General features: G+C 65.5%; 19 protein-coding genes and 1 pseudogene. 13 read left to right on the forward strand and 7 right to left on the reverse strand.

The window, feature by feature from the left end; translation table 11 throughout:
• Positions 1–3: 3 nt before the first annotated feature.
• The 9 genes from DND132_RS03590 to rfbD all read left to right on the forward strand — a co-directional run bounded on the left by DND132_RS03590 (position 4) and on the right by rfbD (position 6,797).
• Entirely contained in the window at positions 4–840 is an 837-nt protein-coding gene (locus tag DND132_RS03590; protein WP_014321346.1) for a HesA/MoeB/ThiF family protein, read from the forward strand.
• A 128-nt stretch (positions 841–968) separates the two neighbouring features.
• Entirely contained in the window at positions 969–1,355 is a 387-nt protein-coding gene (locus DND132_RS03595) for a winged helix-turn-helix domain-containing protein (RefSeq protein ID WP_014321347.1), read from the forward strand.
• Positions 1,356–1,409: 54 nt separating this feature from the next.
• Positions 1,410–2,234, forward strand: a complete 825-nt coding sequence (locus DND132_RS03600) for an ABC transporter substrate-binding protein (protein WP_014321348.1) — start codon at positions 1,410–1,412, stop codon at positions 2,232–2,234.
• 67 nt (positions 2,235–2,301) lie between these two features.
• The gene (locus DND132_RS03605; protein WP_014321349.1) at positions 2,302–2,997 is read left to right on the forward strand and encodes an ABC transporter permease; all 696 of its coding nucleotides are present in this window, start codon (positions 2,302–2,304) and stop codon (positions 2,995–2,997) included.
• Positions 2,994–3,662 (forward strand): energy-coupling factor ABC transporter ATP-binding protein, encoded by a 669-nt coding sequence (locus tag DND132_RS03610; RefSeq protein WP_014321350.1) that lies wholly within the window; start codon positions 2,994–2,996, stop codon positions 3,660–3,662. The genes DND132_RS03605 and DND132_RS03610 overlap by 4 nt, the downstream gene beginning before the upstream one ends.
• Entirely contained in the window at positions 3,659–4,366 is a 708-nt protein-coding gene (locus DND132_RS03615; RefSeq protein WP_014321351.1) for a molybdopterin-guanine dinucleotide biosynthesis protein MobB, read from the forward strand. Before DND132_RS03610 ends, DND132_RS03615 begins: the two co-directional genes overlap by 4 nt.
• 3 nt (positions 4,367–4,369) lie before the next feature.
• Complete coding sequence (locus DND132_RS03620; RefSeq protein WP_014321352.1) at positions 4,370–4,831, forward strand: tRNA (cytidine(34)-2'-O)-methyltransferase; 462 nt, start codon at positions 4,370–4,372, stop codon at positions 4,829–4,831.
• A gap of 74 nt (positions 4,832–4,905) precedes the next feature.
• Positions 4,906–5,922 (forward strand): dTDP-glucose 4,6-dehydratase, encoded by a 1,017-nt coding sequence (gene rfbB / locus DND132_RS03625; protein WP_014321353.1) that lies wholly within the window; start codon positions 4,906–4,908, stop codon positions 5,920–5,922.
• Complete coding sequence (gene rfbD, locus DND132_RS03630) at positions 5,922–6,797, forward strand: dTDP-4-dehydrorhamnose reductase (protein ID WP_014321354.1); 876 nt, start codon at positions 5,922–5,924, stop codon at positions 6,795–6,797. Before rfbB ends, rfbD begins: the two co-directional genes overlap by 1 nt.
• 7 nt (positions 6,798–6,804) lie before the next feature.
• Here rfbD and DND132_RS03635 read toward each other — a convergent pair whose 3' ends face one another.
• A complete protein-coding gene (locus DND132_RS03635) occupies positions 6,805–9,564 on the reverse strand; it encodes a SulP family inorganic anion transporter (protein WP_014321355.1) in 2,760 nt (919 codons plus the stop codon).
• Between the two features lie 275 nt (positions 9,565–9,839).
• On the opposite strand from DND132_RS03635, the gene DND132_RS03640 reads away from it, so the two are divergent.
• Positions 9,840–10,745: a glycosyltransferase family 2 protein gene (locus DND132_RS03640; protein WP_014321356.1), complete on the forward strand. Its 906-nt coding sequence runs from the start codon at positions 9,840–9,842 to the stop codon at positions 10,743–10,745.
• A 447-nt stretch (positions 10,746–11,192) separates the two neighbouring features.
• Here DND132_RS03640 and DND132_RS03645 read toward each other — a convergent pair whose 3' ends face one another.
• The 6 genes and pseudogenes from DND132_RS03645 to DND132_RS18910 form a co-directional block, all read right to left on the reverse strand.
• The gene (locus DND132_RS03645; RefSeq protein WP_014321357.1) at positions 11,193–12,134 is read right to left on the reverse strand and encodes an aminotransferase class IV; all 942 of its coding nucleotides are present in this window, start codon (positions 12,132–12,134) and stop codon (positions 11,193–11,195) included.
• A gap of 10 nt (positions 12,135–12,144) precedes the next feature.
• Positions 12,145–13,170 carry an aspartate-semialdehyde dehydrogenase gene (locus DND132_RS03650; RefSeq protein WP_014321358.1) on the reverse strand — a complete coding sequence of 342 codons (1,026 nt, stop codon included), beginning with the start codon at positions 13,168–13,170 and terminating at the stop codon, positions 12,145–12,147.
• Positions 13,171–13,188: 18 nt separating this feature from the next.
• Positions 13,189–14,061 (reverse strand): methylenetetrahydrofolate reductase, encoded by an 873-nt coding sequence (locus DND132_RS03655; protein ID WP_014321359.1) that lies wholly within the window; start codon positions 14,059–14,061, stop codon positions 13,189–13,191.
• A gap of 123 nt (positions 14,062–14,184) precedes the next feature.
• Complete coding sequence (locus tag DND132_RS03660; protein WP_014321360.1) at positions 14,185–14,574, reverse strand: (deoxy)nucleoside triphosphate pyrophosphohydrolase; 390 nt, start codon at positions 14,572–14,574, stop codon at positions 14,185–14,187.
• Positions 14,571–16,016, reverse strand: a complete 1,446-nt coding sequence (locus tag DND132_RS03665; RefSeq protein ID WP_420794997.1) for an ABC-F family ATP-binding cassette domain-containing protein — start codon at positions 16,014–16,016, stop codon at positions 14,571–14,573. The genes DND132_RS03660 and DND132_RS03665 overlap by 4 nt, the downstream gene beginning before the upstream one ends.
• Positions 16,002–16,544: pseudogene (locus tag DND132_RS18910) on the reverse strand (ATP-binding cassette domain-containing protein); the annotation flags it as partial. The pseudogene DND132_RS18910 and the gene DND132_RS03665, both read right to left, overlap by 15 nt.
• A gap of 81 nt (positions 16,545–16,625) precedes the next feature.
• Here DND132_RS18910 and DND132_RS03670 point away from each other — a divergent pair.
• From DND132_RS03670 to DND132_RS03680, 3 genes are all read left to right on the forward strand, one after another.
• Positions 16,626–16,931, forward strand: coding sequence for a GIY-YIG nuclease family protein (locus DND132_RS03670; protein ID WP_014321362.1), 306 nt, complete (start codon positions 16,626–16,628; stop codon positions 16,929–16,931).
• Between the two features lie 112 nt (positions 16,932–17,043).
• Positions 17,044–17,289 (forward strand): hypothetical protein, encoded by a 246-nt coding sequence (locus DND132_RS03675; protein ID WP_014321363.1) that lies wholly within the window; start codon positions 17,044–17,046, stop codon positions 17,287–17,289.
• Positions 17,286–17,744: a hypothetical protein gene (locus DND132_RS03680; RefSeq protein WP_014321364.1), complete on the forward strand. Its 459-nt coding sequence runs from the start codon at positions 17,286–17,288 to the stop codon at positions 17,742–17,744. Before DND132_RS03675 ends, DND132_RS03680 begins: the two co-directional genes overlap by 4 nt.
• Positions 17,745–17,746: the final 2 nt, after the last annotated feature.

Consider the following 17,746-nt stretch of genomic DNA (forward strand, 5'->3'; position numbering starts at 1 on the left):
CCCTTGGACGCCTCCCTCGAAGAGTCCATCCGCAGCCTCGCGCACCCCGGCGCCCTGCCCTGGGGCGGCAACGGACCGGTCCTGGACGTGAACGACGTGGCCGAACTGGCCGGGGAGCACGGCGTGCCCGGCCATGAGGTCGAGGCCCTGGCCCTGATCCAGGGCGTCACGCCCGCCCGCTACCTGCGCAACCGGGAGTCCGTGTCCCGCGAGGACCAGATCCGCCTGCTCCGGGCGAGCGTGGCCCAGGTGGGACTCGGCGGACTGGGCGGCTCCCTGCTGGAGCAGTTCCTGCGCCTGGGCGTCGGCACCGTGCGCGCGGCCGACGGCGACGTGTTCGAACCCTCCAACCTGAACCGCCAGGCCCTGTCCACCCTGGACGGGTGCGGCCGCCTCAAGACCCGCGCGGCCCGTCTCCGGGCGGCGGAGATCAACCCATCCGTCACCCTTCAGACCCACGCGGAATACCTGACCCCGGAGACCCTGCCCGATTTTCTGGACGGCTGCGACCTGGCCCTGGACGCCCTGGGCGGTCTGACCATGCGCGGCCACCTGCAACACGCCGCGTCCGACGCGGGTATCCCCCTGGTGACCGGGGCCCTGGCCGGATGGACCGGCTTCGTCGCCGTGGTCATGCCCGGCCAGCTCGGCCCGGCGGACCTCATGGGCACGGACAACGGCGCCGAGGAGCGCCTCGGCTGCCCGGCCCCGGCCGTGAACTTCATCGCCTCGCTGATGGCCTCGGAAGCGGTCAACCTCCTGACCGGCGCGCCGACCCTGGCCGGGAAGATGCTCATGACCGACCTGCGCTCGCACACCTTCGAGGTCGTCTCCCTCTGATCCGGTGTCAATTCCTTCCGCATTATGTTTTCATTGACGTAATTCCGAAGATTCGTCTATTTTCATCAGTTAGCAGGATATCAAACTGAAACGGCTTCTTTTTTTGACCGCGAACTCCGAGGTGCCCCATGAAACGGAACCCAGAAATCATACTCAGATTGCGCGTCTGGCTCGAACAGGAAGACCAGACCTACATCGGCATCGGCAGCACCCTGCTGCTCCAACAGGTGGAAAAACTCGGCTCCCTGCGCAAGGCGGCCGAAGCCCTGGGCATGTCCTACCGGCGCGCCTGGGGCAAACTGAAGAGCGCCGAGGAGCGCATCGGCAAGCCCCTGGTGGAGAAGACCAAGGGCAAGGGCCAGCGCTTCAACCTCTCGCCCTACGGCAAGGAGGTCATGGAGGAATTCCTGCAATTCTACCTGGATGTTGAGGAATACGCCACCAAGCGCGCCACGGAAGTGCTCGGCATGGACGTCACCAAGTCCGGCGAATTCTACCGCGACGACATGGAATAGCACCTCATCTTGTTTGGGGTCAGCGGATACAACTGTTCATCAATGGAGGAACGAATGAAACGTTTGCTTATCGCCGTCCTGTCCTGCCTGATCATCACGGCCATGGCCCTGCCCGTCATGGCGGGTCAGACCCTGATGATGGCCACCACCACCAGCACCGCCAACACCGGCCTGCTGGACGACCTGATCGTGCCGAAATTTCTGAAGGACACCGGCATTGAGATCAAGTACATCGCCGTGGGTACCGGCAAGGCCCTGGCCATGGCCGAGAACTGCGACGTGGACGTGGTCCTGGTGCATGCCCCCGCGTCCGAGAAGGCCTACGTGGACAAGGGCGTGCTCGTCGACCGCAAGGAACTCATGTACAACGACTTCGTCATCATCGGCCCGGCCTCCGACCCGGCGGGCGTGAAGGGCATGAACGTGGCCGACGCGCTGAAGACCATCGCCGAGAAGCAGGCCGTCTTCGCCAGCCGCGGCGACAACTCCGGCACCCACAAGAAGGAGCTCTCCCTGTGGAAGGCCGCCGGCATGGCCGTGCCCGAGAAGGCCGCCTGGTACATCCAGACCGGCCAGGGCATGCTCCCGACCATCAACATCGCCAACGAGAAGAACGGCTACACCATGACCGACCGCGGCACCTACATCAAGTACGCGGACACCAAGGGCGGCAACCCGCCGCTGGTGGTCCTGGTGGAAGGCGACAAGGTCCTGTTCAACCAGTACAGCGCCCTGGCCGTGAACACCGCCAAGTGCAAGGACGCCCAGTACGACCTGGCCACCAAGTTCATCAACTGGATGGCCTCCCCGGACGTCCAGAAGGCCATCGGCGACTTCAAGCTGCTCGGCAAGCCGCTGTTCACCCCCAACGCGAAGTAACTTCAGCAAACCGATCCGAAGGGGGGAGGGAGGCGGCAACTCCCTCCCCCCTCTTCACGAGACCAACATGGAATATCTGCTCCAAGGCTTTCTGCAAGGGTTCCGGCTCCTGTTCTCGGGAGATCCGGAGGCCTACTCCGCCATCTGGGCCACGGTCTACGCCTCGACCCTGTCCATGACGTGCAGCATGGCCCTGGGCGTGCCCCTGGGGTTCCTGCTCGGCTACAAGAAATTTCCCGGAAAGAAGGTCGTCCGCACCATCGTGGACACCCTGCTCTCCTTCCCCACCGTGGTCATCGGCCTGGTGGTCTACGCCTTTCTGACGCGCAACGGCCCGCTCGGCGGCACCGGCCTGCTCTTCACCATCCCCGGCATGGCCATCGGCCAGGCCCTGCTCGGCCTGCCCATCATCGTGGCCATGACCGCCAACGCCGTGGAGTCCCTGGACAAACGGCTGCCCATGACCCTGATCACCTTGGGCGCCACGCCGACCCAGATGATGTGGGCCACGGTCCTGGAGGCGCGCTACTCCATCATGCTCGCGGCCATGGCCGCCTACGGACGCATCGTCTCCGAGGTGGGCATCTCCATGATGGTCGGCGGCAACATCAAGTGGCACACCCGGACCATCACCACGGCCATCGCGCTGGAGACCGGCAAGGGCGAATTCGCCGTGGGCATCGCGCTCGGCATGGTTCTCCTGACCGTGGCCCTGCTGGTCAACATCGGGGCCGTCGGGCTCAAGAAGCGGGCCGTGCAATGAGCGCCCTCGTCGTTCTCGACCACATCCGGCAGCGGTATTCGGACCGGACCGTCCTCGACATCGAACACCTGGAGTTCGCCGAGGGGACCATCTCCGGCCTGGCCGGGCCCAACGGCTCGGGCAAGTCCACCCTGCTGTGCCTGCTCGCCCTCCTGGAGCCCCCGGCGCAGGGGACCATCACCTTTCTCGGCCGCCCGGCCCACCCCGGGTCCGCCGTGACCCGGCAGGTCTCCCTGCTGGTCCAGGAGCCCTACCTGCTCAAGCGCACGGTCTTCGCCAACGTGGCCTACGGCCTGCGTATCCGCGGCAAAAACGACATTCCGGCCAAGGTCTTCCGGGCGCTCGAAATCGTCGGCCTCGACCCCGGCGTCTTCGCCAGGCGGCAGTGGTTCGAACTATCCGGCGGAGAGGTCCAGCGCGTGGCCCTGGCCGCCCGGCTGGTCATCAAGCCCAAGCTCCTGCTCATGGACGAGCCCACGGCCAGCCTGGACGCCAAGAGCGCCGAGCTGATCCACCAGGCCGCCCTGTCCGCCCGCGACGAATACGGCGCGAGCCTGGTCGTGGCCAGCCACGACATGCCCTGGCTCAAGACCCTGGCCGACCACATCCATTACCTGGACGAAGGCCGCCTGGTGCGGACCGTCCAACATTCGGAGGAACCATGAAGGCAGTCTCCATCATCGGGCCCAAAAATTCCGGCAAGACCACCCTGGGCGTACAGCTCGCCCACTACTTCAAGGCGCAGGGACTGACCGTGTCCGCGGCCAAGTTCAGCCACCACGGCTTCGACTGGAGCGACGCAGACACCACGGACTACGCGGCCGTCTGCGACACCGTGGCCGGGCTGGGCCCCAAGGAGACCTTCGTCCAGTGGACCCGGCACCGTTTCCTGCCGGACCTGCTGCCGCTCCTGACCAACGACGTGCTCCTGGTGGAGGGCGGCAAGGAACTCGGCTTCCTGCCGCGCATCCTCTGCCTGCGCGGGGACCTGTCCGACGGCATCGACTGGCTGCACCCGGAGCTGGCCATCGCCAGCGTGGGCGAGACCTCCGTGGACGGCGTGCCGATGATCAACGACATCCAGGCCCTGGCCGACGTCGTCCTGGAAAAGGGATTCTTCCTGCCGGGCATGGACTGCGAGACCTGCGGGCGTCCGGACTGCCGGACCCTGGCCGCCGAAATCGTGGCGGGCAAGGTCACGCCCAGGGCCTGCCTGGCCATGCACAACTCCATCCAGGTGGACATCGACGGCGCGGCGGTGGGCATGAAGCCCTTCGTGGAGGACATCATCTCCGCCTCCATCCGCGAGATGATCCGCACCCTCAAGGGGTACGCGCCGGGCAAGGCGACCATCAAACTGGACGTCTAGGCCGTGCGCATCGTCCTCTTCGAGCCGGAGATCCCGCCCAACACCGGCAACATCGCCCGGCTGTGCGCGGCCACCAGGACCCCGCTGCACCTCATCGAGCCACTGGGGTTCTCCATCGACGACAAGCACCTCAAGCGCGCCGGGCTGGACTACTGGCCCGCCGTGGACCTGACCGTGCACCCGGACTTCGACCACTTCCTTGCGACCGTGGCCCCGCCGCGCCTGGTCATGGCCACCACCAAGGCGCGCATCGCGCACCACCGCTTTGCCTTCCGGGCCGACGACGCCATCGTCCTCGGCCCGGAGACGCGCGGCCTGCCCATGGAGCTGATGGAGGGGCACGCCATGGTGCGCATCCCCATCTGGGGCGAGGTGCGCAGCCTGAACCTGTCCACGGCCACGGGCATCCTGCTCTTCGAGGCCCTGCGCCAGACGGACTCCATCGTGGACGCGTTCCCGGCTTGAGTTTCGGGCGTCCCGGCGGTAGACTGCCATCGTCAAAGTAGTCTCCCAACCCTTTTACCGGACCCGACACACCCATGAAACTTCTCGTCACCGGCGGCTGCGGCTTCATCGGCACCAACTTCATCCGGCTCATGCTGGCCGCCCACCCGGACTGGTCCATCGTCAACCTGGACAAGCTGACCTATGCGGGCAACTGTCTGAATCTCCTGGACATTGAGAAAACCGAACCGCGCTACGCCTTCGTACACGGCGACATCTGCGACCGCGACCTGGTCATGGACCTGCTGACCGACAACGGGGTGGACGCGGTGGTCAACTTCGCGGCCGAGTCCCACGTGGACCGGTCCATCAACGACCCGTCGCCGTTCGTGACCACCAACGTGGGCGGGGCCCAGAACCTCATGGAGTGCGCCCGCCAGTGCGGCATCGGGCGGTTCGTCCACGTGTCCACGGACGAGGTCTACGGCACCCTCGGGCCCTCGGGAAAGTTCACCGAGACCACCCCGCTCGCGCCCAACAGCCCGTATTCGGCCAGCAAGGCGGGCGCGGACCTCATGGCCCGGGCCTACTTCGAGACCTACCGCTTTCCCGTGCTGATCACCCGCTGCTCCAACAACTACGGACCCTACCAATTCCCGGAGAAGCTCATCCCGCTCATGTACCTGAACGCAAAGGCGGACAAACCCCTTCCGGTCTACGGCGACGGGCTCAACGTGCGCGACTGGATCTTCGTGGACGACCACTGCCGGGGCGTGGAGCTGACCCTGACCAGGGGACGCGAGGGCCAGGTCTACAACTTCGGCGGCGCGGCCGAGGAGACCAACATCTCGGTGGTAAGGACCCTGCTGTCCATCGTGGGCAAGCCCGAGTCGCTGATCACCCACGTCACCGACCGGCCGGGCCACGACAAGCGGTACGCCATGGACTTCTCCCTGGCCGCCGAGGAACTCGGCTTCGCCCCGACCCTGCCCTTCGCCGAGGGGCTGGCCCGGACCATCGCCTGGTACGAGGCCAACGGGACCTGGCTTGAACAGGTTCAGAGCGGCGAGTACCGGAGCTTCATGGACACCTGGTACGAGGAGCGCGCCTGATGCGCATGGAGGGGGCGCGGATCGCCGTTCTGGGCGGACGGACCGGGCTGCTCGGCCAGGCCCTGACCACGGCCTTCGGTCGCGCCGGAGCCCTGCCCTTTCCCCTATCCCGGCGCGACTGCGACGTCCTGGACCCGCTCAGCGTGGAGCAGTGGCTCGACAAGAACGACCCGGACCTGCTGGTCAACGCCACGGGCTACACCCAGGTGGACCTGGCCGAGGACGAGCCGGACCAGGCCTTCGCCCTGAACGGGTCGGTTCCGCCGCTCCTGGCCACCCTGGCCGCGCGCCGGGCCATCCCCTTCGTCCACTACAGCACGGACTTCGTCTTCAATGGCCGCAAGCGCACGCCCTACACCGAATACGACGAGCCCAACGCGGTCTCGGTCTACGGCATCAGCAAGGCGGACGGCGAGCGCGGCCTGCTCAAGCTCGGCTACGAGCGCACCCTGATCATCCGCATCTCCTGGCTCTTCGGCCCGGGCCGGACGAATTTCGTGAAGAAGATCCTGGGGCTGGCCGACGTTCACAGGAAGCTGACCGTGGTCAACGACCAGGTCGGCTCCCCGTCCTACACCCCGGACATCGCGGAGAACACCGTCAAGCTGCTGGAAAAGGACGCCACCGGCCTCTTCCACCTGGCCAACTCGGGCGAAACTTCCTGGCACGGACTGGCCAACACCGCCGTGAACCTGGCGGGCAAGGACTGCACGGTCTCGCCCGTGCCCACCACGGCCTACCCCACCAAGGCCTTCCGGCCGTCCTACTCGGTGCTCGACCTGGCCAAATTCACCCGGACCACGGGCATAACCCCGCGCCGCTGGGAAGACGCCCTCAGACAGTACGTCCTGGGCGACCTCGGCCTGGGGGCCTGAGCCCGGCCTAGAGCATCAGTTCTCGGACACGGGCGTTGGAATCGGCCAGCCGCTCGGACAGGAGATTTATCAGGAACCTGTTGATGGCCGTGACCAGCCTGGGCACGCGCTCCTCGATGGCGTCGAGCTTGTGCAGGGTCATGCGGTAGAGCACGCACGGCTCGGCCGCCCGGATGGTCGCCGACCTCGGGGACAGGGTGTAGATGCCCATCTCGCCGAAGACCGCGCCGGGACCGACCTTTTTCAGCCGGATGATCCGGCCGTCGGGCAACTCCAACTCCACGTCCAGCCTGCCGGACTCCACGAAGAACATGGAGTCCGAACTGTCCCCCTGGCGGAAGACCGCCTCGCCCGCCCTGACGGTCTCGCGCTTGAGGACCTTCATCAGGGCCGGGATGTACCGGGGCTCCGGGAAGATCGGCACCAGCAGTTCGGGCAGGGTCTTCTGCTTCATCTCGAGCATGCCCTCGCCGTCGAGCACGCGATTCTCGCACCACTCCAGGGCATAATCCAGGTTGAAGAAGGTCCGGAACAGCCCCTCCTCATCGCCCGCGTAGCCCAGGGCGACCAGGTGCGACTCCAGCTCCAGCGGCGCGCTGGTGATGACCACCTGGATGCCGCGCTCCACGGCCAGCTTGTACAGCTTGGCGAAGCCCAGGCTGGATGCCGAGGCGAACCCCTGGGCCAGACGGAAGTCCAGGACCAGGTATTCCAGGGAGAGCTGCCCCCGGTCGTCCAGCCGCCTGCGGACAGCCTGGATGAGCCGCTCCATGGACCCCAGGAAGACGAACCCCTGGAGGCGCATGATGTGGATGTGGTCGCCGTACTCCCGGAGGACGCGCTGCTGCGCCGGGGCCCGGTCCACGTTGCTGGTGTGCTGGGAGCCGGAAAGCTCGTTGCGCACCACCCCGCCCCGGCTCACGCGGCCGACCGTGACCATCAGGGCCAGGGCCACGGCAAAGCCGATGCCTTCGAGCAACCCGAGGAGGATGGTGGCCGCGAAGGTCAGCCGGAGCAGCCACAGCTCGGACCGACTGGTGAAGGACGACTTGGTCCGGAAGCCCCAGTCGCGGATGAGGTCCAGCCCGGCGTAGACCAGCAGCCCCTCGGGCACGAACCGGGGGATCATGGGCAGGACGTAGTCCGCATAGAAGAGCCCGGACGCGCAGACCAGCCCGGCCACGATCCCGGCCAGGGGCCCGCGTCCGCCCGCGCCGTAGCTGCCCGCGCTACGTCCGTAGGACAGGGAGACCGGCATGCCGCAGCACAGCCCGGAGACCATGTTGGTCACGCCCAGGGCCGCGTATTCGCGGTTCAGGTCGCTCCCCCGGCCGCGGGCGAACTCCAGGCGCGTGATCCGGAACATGACCGTGAACACGGCCAGGACGACCATGGCCCCGATGTACAGCCCGTGGGACTTGATCACCGACCACTGGATGTCGCTGAAGAGCATGGGCGACCTGAGCACCTCCTGTAGGTGGACCAGCAGGGACCCCTCGGGGAAGGGCACGGGCACGGCCAGGTCGCGCAGGGCCGGGTTCGTGCCCCAGATGGACGCCGCGTTGCCCGCGCCCACGGCCACCAGGATCAGGGCCACCAGGAACAGGGAATTTTTGGTCCGGAACATGGCGAAGAACAGGATCAGGCCGAAGATCACGCTCGGCCCCATGGTGTAGAGATCCTTTCGGAGATCGAAGTTGGTCCCCAGGGACAGGGCCAGGCTGTAGACGTTGCTCCAGTCGAGGCTCAGCCCGCCCATCCAGGCGAAGGCCCCGAGGAGCACGAACACGCCCACCCCGCCGATGACCCCGCCGATGACCTGGAGGGGCAGAAAGCGGATGTATTCGCCCAACCGGAACCGGCCGAGCACCAACAGGCTCAGTCCGGTGAGCAGGGCCGCCACGGCGATGCCGGCCATCAGGGTCGGCAGGATGAGTTCCGGGGAAAGGGTCTCGGCCATCTGGCGGTACATGCTGCCCAGGAACAGGAAGAGCACGGCGGTCAGGACCGTCTCGGGCCCTACCAGGGCAAAGGGGATGCGCGAGAGGAACGAATAGAAGATGGACCCGACGATGACCCCGGTCAGGGCGGTGCCGAGCAGAAACGGCAGGTACTGGTGCATGCCCGCCTGGGAGGCGGCCAACAGGGACAGGGCGTAGACGAAAAAGAGCGACAGCACGCCGGAGACGATGCCCGCATACAGGTTGAGGGTCTTGCCGCCGCGCAGAAGCCGCCAGCGGTCCGGGTCCTCGGTCTCCTCCAGGCTCGCGCCGTCCCCGTCGCCCTGGAAGTCGGCGTCCCAGACCTGGGGCTCGTCGATCTCGGCCAGGTCGCTGACGTCGATCTCGCTCTCGTCCACCTCGGGCAGCGCCTCCACCGCCTTGAGCATTGCTCCGCACCCGGAACAGGTCTCGCCGTGCCCCGGTTCCTGCACGTGCCCGCAGGCCGCGCAAATGACGTCCTCCGGTACTTGCAGGTCCACCTCGGACTCCCCGTCGTCCGGATCGACCGGGGCGAGGGGCACGCCGTCGCCGCCCGCCGGAAGCGGGTCGCTCGCGGCCTCCCGGACCACGGGCCCGTCAGACTCCGCCATCCCCACTTCGCGGGAACTGTCCGCGTCCACGGGAGCCCCGGCGGCGTCCGATCCGGTCCCCTCCCCGGCAATGGTCACGACCCGGCCGCAGCCGGGACAGCGGGCCCGCTGCCCGGTCAGGAGGTCCTGGACGATGCGCTCGTAGCCGCAGGAATCACACTGGAAAATCGCCACAAAATACCGCCGGGGTCAAAAGGTGGAGCCACAGACCGGATGGAACGAAACCGGTTCCCATATTGTTTCACGCAGTTACCTACATACGTCAAGCCTTGACCCCGCGCAAGCCGATGCGCCGGCGGCCGGCGGATATGTTTTTTCGGAAAATCATATCAAGCCCCTAAAGTTTCCTATCTATGGGTCGATACAATTGGTGCGAGTGAGGCGAAATGTGTACACGGACCGTACAACCTCCCCCGCATTGTAATGTGCAATCCCACGGAAGGGCGACCATGCGCAAGCATACCGTTTCCATAATCGTTTCCGACCTGGAAACCCACCCCGGCCTGCCGCGACTGTTGCAGTCCGTTTCCCGGCAGTCCGAAGGACTCGACCGGGCCGAGATCGTGGTGGCGGGAAACGGCGGACACGACCCTTCCTCCGAAACCCTCTGGCGGGCCGTCACCGGCCTCGACGCGGTCCGGCTGGAGACCTTCGAGCCCGGCGTGACCCCGTCCAGGGCGCGCAACCTGGCCGCCGCCAAGTCCATCGGCGACCGGCTGGTGTTCCTGCGGCCCGACCATCGGCTGGACCCCAAGTATCTGACCACCGCCGACGCGGTCTTCGCGGATCACCCCGAGACCGACGTCATGTACGCCGACTACATCCGCCTGGCCCCGGGCCGCAGCCAGTCGCCCGGCCCGGCCATGATCCAGCTGCCCCCCTTCCGGGACGGCCTGCTCCAGGCGCGCGGCTTCCTGGGCCCCGGCGTGCTCATCACCCGCCAGGCCTTCGAGCGGACCGAGGGGTTCCGCGACAACACCTTCTACCGCGACTGGGACCTGTGGGTCCAGACGGCGCAGGCGGGCGGGAACTTCTACCACGTCGGCTACCCGCTGACCTCATGCGAACACCGCAAGGTCTCGTTCCGCGAACGGGCCGAGGACGGCCGGTGCAAGGCCATGCTGGTCATCAACAACCAGGCCTTCTTCCCCGACCACACCGTGCGCTGGGCGCTGGCGTATCTGCGCGGCGACGCCTGGGCCGAGGCCTTCGGCTTCATGACCATCCCCGGCCCCATGGACGTCACCCGCATGCTCCACGACCACGCCATGAAGACCATGGGCACGGACACCCTGGCGGAGGAGGCCATTCGCCAGTTCGACAAGGCGGTCATTAATTCTACAACCCTTCTCTAGGGGATCATTCACTCAGTCAGTGAAAGGTACGGAAGACGGCTTCCGATAGCGGGCCATCTGCACATTTTTTCCGGCCGCGCCAATCCTCACGTAGACGGCTACGCTGTGGTTGTCGCGGCCGGAAGAAAATGCACAGCTGACCCACTCTCGAAAGCCTAGTGCCAGCGCCGAGAGACGCTGTCGGGTGGCTGCGCCACCCGAATCGCTTCAAAAATTGAAGAAAAAGAATGGCTCCGGACTCAAAATGAGTCGGGAGCCTTTTTCACGTACCCCACCACGCGCAGCGGCGATAAAAAGCTTTGGAAAAGGATGGGGATGGGGGGCCGGGGGAAGGGGAAGGAAAAACCTTTCGGGAAAGGTTTTTCCTTCCCCTTCCCCCGGCCGCCGGAGGCATAAAAAAAGGGCCGTCCCGGAGGGCGGCCCTTTTTGATTGGCTTGGTGACCGGCCTAGAGCGGGATGCCGGTGTCCTGGAGGTCCTTTTTGAGGAGCTCGCGGATGCGTTTGGCCACGGGGCCGGGCTTGACGTTGTGGATGGGCTTGCCGTTGAAGCGGACCACGGGGATGGCGTCGCCGGTGGTGCCGACGATGATGACCTCGCGGGCCAGGAGGATTTCCTCTTCGCTGATGCTGCGGAAGACGATGGGCAGCTCGTTCTTGATCAGGTCCACGGCGCGCATGAGGGTGGTTCCGGCCAGGGCGTTGGTGAACTCCGGGATGATCAGGCTGCCGCCGTCGTCCACGATGCACACGTTTTCGGTGGCCCCTTCGGCCAGGAACCCGTTGTGGTCGAAGCAGAACGGGAAGTCGTAGCCCTTTTCCTCTGCCTCGTGCTTCATGAGCACGTTGGGCAGATAGTCGATGGACTTGATGGTCGCCAGGTACGACTGCTTGGCGGGGATGGAGGTCTTGAAGGCGGTGACGCCCTTCTCGTAGACCGACTCCGGTTTGGGATGCAGGTCATAGGCGACCACGTAGAGGCTGGCCTCGGGGCACTCGGACGGATAGATGCCGAAGCCGCCGGGGCCGCGCCCGATGAGCACGCGGACCATGCCGTCGTCCCGGCCGCCCGCACGGGCCACATCCAGGATGAGCCCGCGGATGTCGTCCCAGGAGCACGGCGGGGTCATGTAGATGGCCTCGCAGGAACGCTGCATGCGGGCCATGTGCGGCTCGAGCTGGTAGAGCTTCCTGCCCACGAACTTCATGGTCTCGAAGATGCCGTCGCCGCGATGGACCAGGTGGTCGTCCCAGGGCATGAGCATGAGCTTGGGGTCCGTGCAGACCAGCCCCACACGGTGTTCGTAGAAGGCCTGGATCTCGTGGGCACCGGGGCGCTCCACGGCCAGCATGGCCTCCAAATAGGCTTTTGAATCCGCTACCTTGGCCACGATGAACTCCTTAGGGCACGCGCACCAGGTCGCGTTCGATCAAGGTCTCGGCGATCTGGACGGTATTCAGGGCCGCGCCCTTGCGGATGTTGTCGGAGACGATCCACATGTTGATGCCGTTGTCGATGGTCTCGTCCTCGCGGATACGGCCGACGAAGGTGTCGTCCTCGCCCGAGGCGTTGATGGCCATGGGGTAAATGAGCTTCTCGGGGTAGTCCTCGACGGTCACGCCGGGGGCCTTGGCCAGCAGGGCGCGGACGTCGTCGGCGGTCAGCTTGAGCTCGGTCTCGATGTTCACGGACTCGGAGTGACCGTAGAAGACCGGCACGCGCACGCAGGTGGCGGTGACCTTGATGTTCGGGTCGCCCATGATCTTGACGGTCTCGTTGACCATCTTCATCTCTTCCTTGGTGTAGCCGTTGTCCATGAAGACGTCGATGTGCGGCAGGCAGTTGAAGGCGATCTGGTGCGGGTAGACGTCGGCCACCACGGGCTGGCCGGACATGAGGCGGCGGACCTGGTTCTCCAGTTCCTCGATGGCCTTCTGGCCGGTGCCGGACACGGCCTGGTAGGTGGACACGACCACGCGCTTGATCTTGGCCTCGTCATGGATGGGCTTGAGAGCGACCATCATCTGGATGGTCGAGCAGTTCGGGTTGGCGATGATGCCCTTGTGCCAGTCCAGATCCTGGGGGTTCACTTCGGGAACCACCAGGGGGCACTCGGGGTCCATGCGCCAGGCCGCGGAGTTGTCCACCACCACACAGCCCGCCTGGGCCGCGATGGGTGCGTACTCCTTGCTGATGGCGCCGCCCGCCGAGAACAGGGCGATGTCCACGCCGTTGAAGGAGTCCTTGGTCAACTCCTGCACGACCAGCTCGTGGCCCTGACATTCGACCTTCTTGCCCGCGCTGCGGGAAGAGGCCAGCGGGATGATCTTGCTGCAGGGGAAATCCCTCTGCTCCAGGACCTTCAGCATTTCCTGACCCACGGCACCCGTGGCGCCGCAGACCGCGACAACGAACTTCTTGCTCATTTTCCTTACCCCCAAAGACTATATATTGAGATTTTTTCCGATTTCCAGAACGGCCTCGGCGCGATTGAGCGTGTACAGATGCACGCCCGGCGCGCCCCCTTCGATGAGTTCGCGGGCCTGTTTGGTGGCGTAGTCGATGCCGAGTCTGTACACGGCATCGTCACCGCCCTCCTCATGCGCCTTTTCCAGGGCGCTCAGGAATTTGCCCGGAATGGCGGCGCCACACAGGCCGAGGATGAACTTGGCGGACTTCAGGCTCATGATCGGCAGGATGCCGGGGATGACCGGCACGTCGGAACCCATGAGCTTGAGCCGCTCCACGTAGTCGAAATACATGCGGTTGTCGAAGAACAGCTGGGTCACCAGGAACTTCGCGCCCTTGCGCACCTTGAGGTGGACCATGTCCAGGTCCGAGCGGATGGACGGGGACTCGCAGTGGGGCTCGGGATAGGCCGCGCCGCCCACGCACAGGGAGGGATAGCGCGCGCAGATGTACTCGATGAGGTCCGAGGCGTGCTTGAACTCCTGGGCGTTGAAGTCGAAGTCCACCACGCCGCGGGGCGGATCGCCGCGCAGGGCCAGGACGTTGTCGATACCCGCCTCGATGAGGCTTTCGAGGAAACCGTCCAGCTTTGCGGCCGAGGCCCCCACGCTGGTCAGGTGGGTGACCGGCTCGATGCCGTGGTCCCGTTTCATCCGGGTGGCTATCTCCAGGGTGTTGTCCTGGGTTCCGCCGCCCGCGCCGTAGGTCACGGACGCGAACAGGGGATCGAGGACCTTGAGCTTGTCCACCACCTCGAAAAAGGCGGGCCAGGCCTCCCGCTCCTTGGGCGGGAAAAACTCCATGGAGATGAACGGGGACTTCCCGTCGATCAGATCACAAACGCGCAAAGCAGACTCCTTCAACAATCACTTCAAGAACGACCCATGCCGGGCAAGTGAAGATACATACTCCTTCTCCGCCCAACGTTCAATGGAGAAATGGCGTCAATCCACGCCCGGCGGGCATCGGAATCATGCATGGAGGGCTTCGACAATGACGATGTCGGCGGGCAGGAAGTCCAGGGCGGGCGACAGGCGGGGATCGACCCAGGCCATGCGCTGCTTTTCCATACTCTGCAACTCACCGGAATACTTCGTAATATGGAAAAAATACAGATGCACGGCGAACTCGTCGTACTCGTGGCGCAGGTCGCGCCAGTAGGCGAACTCCACGGGCGTGACGGCCAGCTCCTCACGGAACTCGCGGACCAGGGCCTGCTCGCGCGTCTCGCCCTGCTCCACCTTGCCGCCCGGAAACTCCCACCATCCGGCCATGGGGCCACCCTCGGGCCGCTGTACGGCCAGGTAGAGCCCGTCGCGCCAAACGATGCCCGCGACCACTTCCAGGACGGGCTTGGTCACGCCTCGCCCCCGGCCCCGGTGATGGCCTCCATGCGCCCTTCCAGCTCGGCCATGCGCTCCATGAGGGTCTCGGCCCACTCGGTGGCGTCCTTGTAGGCCGCGTTGAGCCGGAGGGCCTCCTCGGGCTTCTCGTAGGTGGCGGGATCGTTCATCTTCGCTTCCAGTCCGGCCTGCTCGTCCAGGACCTTTTCCAGGTCCGCCTCGAGCTTGTCGTACTTCTTCTTCAGCGGCTTGAGCTCGCGGTAGAGGCGGTTGCGCTCCTCGGCCTGGCGGCGCTTCTCCTCCTTGGTCAGCTTGGGCTTCTCCAGGGAGTCCTCCGGGTCGCAGGCGGCCGGGTTGTTGCGGCAGGCCTCCTCCTGCTTCTGCCGGGCATGGAACGCCTCGAACCCGCCCACATGCTGGGTCAGTCCGTTGCCGTCCAGGGACCAGACCTCCTCGGCCACCTCGTTCAGGAGGTAGCGGTCGTGGGCCACGAAGAGCAACGTGCCCTCGTAGTCCTGGAGGGCCCGGATGAGCCCTTCGCGGGTTTCGATGTCCAGGTGATTGGTGGGCTCGTCCAGGATGAGCAGGTTGGCCTTGGCCAGGAACAGGGTGGCCAGGAGCAGGCGGGACTTCTCGCCGCCGGACAGCCCCCGGACCTTGCGTTCGAAATAGGACTCGCCGAGCAGGAACAGGCCGAGGACGCTCATGACCTGCTCCTCGGTCAGGCCGGGGCTGGACAGCCGCCGGATCTCGCCCAGGACCGAGCTGTCCAGGTTCAGGATCTCGTGCTGGTGCTGGCTGAAATAGCCCATCTCCGTGCCCGGACCGATCTTGACGTGCCCGGCCGACGGGGTCAGGGACCCGGCGATGAGCTTGAGCAGGGTCGATTTGCCCGCGCCGTTTGGCGCGACAACGGCCACCTTCTTGCCCCGGAAGAGCTGGAAGTTCAGGGCGGGCCAGACCGGCTGGCCGCCCTGGTAGTGAAATTCGAGGTCCACCACGGAAATCGCGACCTTGTCGCCGCGCTTGGGCTCGGGCAACCGGAAGTTCAGGCTCCGGCCCCGGTGGTGGGAGGCCTGGACCTCCTTGATCTGGACCAGCTCACGCTCCAGCTTCTCGACCTTCTTGAGCTTGCTCTGGGCCTGGGCGGCCTTGCGCGCCTTCACGCGGAACTTGTTGATATACTTGTATTCGTTCTCGATCTTGGCCGACAGCTTGTCCGCTTCCTTACGCCGCTGCTCGCGGTTCTCCTCGTCCCAGGCCAGGAACTCGTCGAAGGAGCCCTTGCGCAGGAGCGGCTTGGCCCCGCCCAGGAAGAGCACGTGGGTGCCCACGCGGTTCAGGAAGATGCGGTCGTGGACCACGAAGGCCAGCGAGCCCCGGAAGTTGAGCAGGTAGTCCTCCAGCCACTCCACGGCCTCCAGGTCGAGGTGGTTGGTGGGCTCGTCGAGCAGGAGCACGTCCGCGCCCTGCAACAGGACCCGACCGAGCTTGGCCCGCTCGCGCCAGCCGCCGGACAGCTCGCCGATGCGCTTGTGCAGGTCGTCCTCGGCGAACCCCAGGCCGGTCAGGATGGCCCGGGCCTTGTGGTCCGGATTGTAGCCGTAGAGCTGCTCGAACTCGGCCTGGCGGTGGGCCAGCCGCTCGATGCGGGCGTTGTCGCCGTCGGCCACGGCCTTTTCCCACGCCTCCCAGAACTCGTTCCAGGAAGGCAGGGCGGAAAGGACCCAGGCCAGGAGCTGTTGCTCCAGGATATCGCCGGTCATCTCCTGGGCCACGTAGCCCACGCGGGCGCCCTTGGTCAGGGTGACCTGGCCGCCGTCGGGCTCGATCTCCCCGGCCAGGACCTTGAGCAGCGTGGACTTGCCGCAGCCGTTGGGGCCGGTCAGGGCCAGGCGCATGCCCGGCGTGACCTCGAAGGCCACGTCGGAAAAGATCGGGTGGCCGCCGTAGGATTTCTCGAGACTCTGTACTGTGATGCGGGACATATAATAATGGACCTTTTTCGTTTGGGCATGAGATATAATGGGTGAAGCGGATTGGCAACTGTTTTGACCGCGCGCGGTCCGATGGGTACACTGGCCCCCATGAAGGCATGGCACGTCTACCTGCTCCGCTGCGCGGACAACAGCCTCTACTGCGGCATCACCAACGACCTGGACCGGCGGATCGCGGCGCACAACGCCGGAACCGCCTCCAAGTACACCCGGGCGCGGCTCCCGGTGTGCCTGGCGGCCAGCGCGGAGGTGGACGGCAAGAGCGCGGCCCTGAAGCTGGAAATGCGCATCAAGAAGCTGCCCGCCGGACAGAAGATCGGGCTGCTGCTCGATCTTGCGCGGACCGGCGCGGGGTCCGGCCAGGCGGCGGACGGGTGACGGGCGGACGGCCTTTCGGGATACGATGCATTTCCTTGCATCCCGCCGTGTTTGCACGTATCTTGCCCGCAGTTCAGGCCTTTTCCGAACCGACAACCCGACGCGTCATCGCATGCTGGAAGTAAGCACCCTATATCTCCTCCTGGCCATGTTCGGGTTCGTCCTCCTGGGGATCATCGTGGTCCACCACCACAACTGCTCGGACATGATCCGCCGCAAGCGCAACGAGGTCCGGCGGCTGACCGTCCACCTCGAATCCAAGAACGCCGTCCTGGACGAACAGATCGCGGACCTTAAGACCAAGGTGGACGACCTGACCGACCAGATATCCATCCTGGAGCAGCGGAAACGGCCATGATGACCTTCAGCATGCTCTTCGGCCTGGCCCTGGCCGCCTTCTTCATCATCTTCCGGATGATCTCCAAGTACCGCTACACGACCATGAACGAGCTGTACAACCTGCAAAACGAACTCGAGACCCGGCACCAATCCCTGCGCGACCGCAAGCGGGACCTGCAACGGGAGCTGACCACAAAGGAACAGGCCCTGGCCGCTCTGAAAAGCGATCGCGGCGACGTCCGGAGCATCTCCGTGGCCGACCTGGAATCGGTCGAGATGGACGAGAACGAAAAGATGGGCCGCTACCTGCTCAACCAGGGCAAGATCACCCGGGAACAGCACAACCGCGCCCTGAAGAAGATGGAAATCCTCAAGATGGACTACCTGGGCGTGTGCGTGGCCCTAGGCTTCATCGACCTGGAGACCGGCAAACAGGCCCTCAAGGCGGGCAAGCTCAGCACCCCCCGGCTCTAGCC

It is taken from the genome of Pseudodesulfovibrio mercurii, assembly GCF_000189295.2.
Lineage (GTDB): Bacteria > Desulfobacterota > Desulfovibrionia > Desulfovibrionales > Desulfovibrionaceae > Pseudodesulfovibrio > Pseudodesulfovibrio mercurii.

Bases quoted from the DNA above. Each gene is read 5' to 3' on its own strand.
- rfbD (WP_014321354.1), top strand. From the start codon at position 5,922: ATGCGCATGGAGGGGGCGCGGATCGCCGTTCTGGGCGGACGGACCGGG.
- DND132_RS03650 (WP_014321358.1), bottom strand. From the start codon at position 13,170: ATGAGCAAGAAGTTCGTTGTCGCGGTCTGCGGCGCCACGGGTGCCGTG.
- DND132_RS03670 (WP_014321362.1), top strand. From the start codon at position 16,626: ATGGGTACACTGGCCCCCATGAAGGCATGGCACGTCTACCTGCTCCGC.
- rfbB (WP_014321353.1), top strand. From the start codon at position 4,906: ATGAAACTTCTCGTCACCGGCGGCTGCGGCTTCATCGGCACCAACTTC.
- DND132_RS03610 (WP_014321350.1), top strand. From the start codon at position 2,994: ATGAGCGCCCTCGTCGTTCTCGACCACATCCGGCAGCGGTATTCGGAC.
- DND132_RS03640 (WP_014321356.1), top strand. From the start codon at position 9,840: ATGCGCAAGCATACCGTTTCCATAATCGTTTCCGACCTGGAAACCCAC.
- DND132_RS03675 (WP_014321363.1), top strand. From the start codon at position 17,044: ATGCTGGAAGTAAGCACCCTATATCTCCTCCTGGCCATGTTCGGGTTC.
- DND132_RS03600 (WP_014321348.1), top strand. From the start codon at position 1,410: ATGAAACGTTTGCTTATCGCCGTCCTGTCCTGCCTGATCATCACGGCC.
- DND132_RS03595 (WP_014321347.1), top strand. From the start codon at position 969: ATGAAACGGAACCCAGAAATCATACTCAGATTGCGCGTCTGGCTCGAA.
- DND132_RS03680 (WP_014321364.1), top strand. From the start codon at position 17,286: ATGATGACCTTCAGCATGCTCTTCGGCCTGGCCCTGGCCGCCTTCTTC.
- DND132_RS03615 (WP_014321351.1), top strand. From the start codon at position 3,659: ATGAAGGCAGTCTCCATCATCGGGCCCAAAAATTCCGGCAAGACCACC.
- DND132_RS03605 (WP_014321349.1), top strand. From the start codon at position 2,302: ATGGAATATCTGCTCCAAGGCTTTCTGCAAGGGTTCCGGCTCCTGTTC.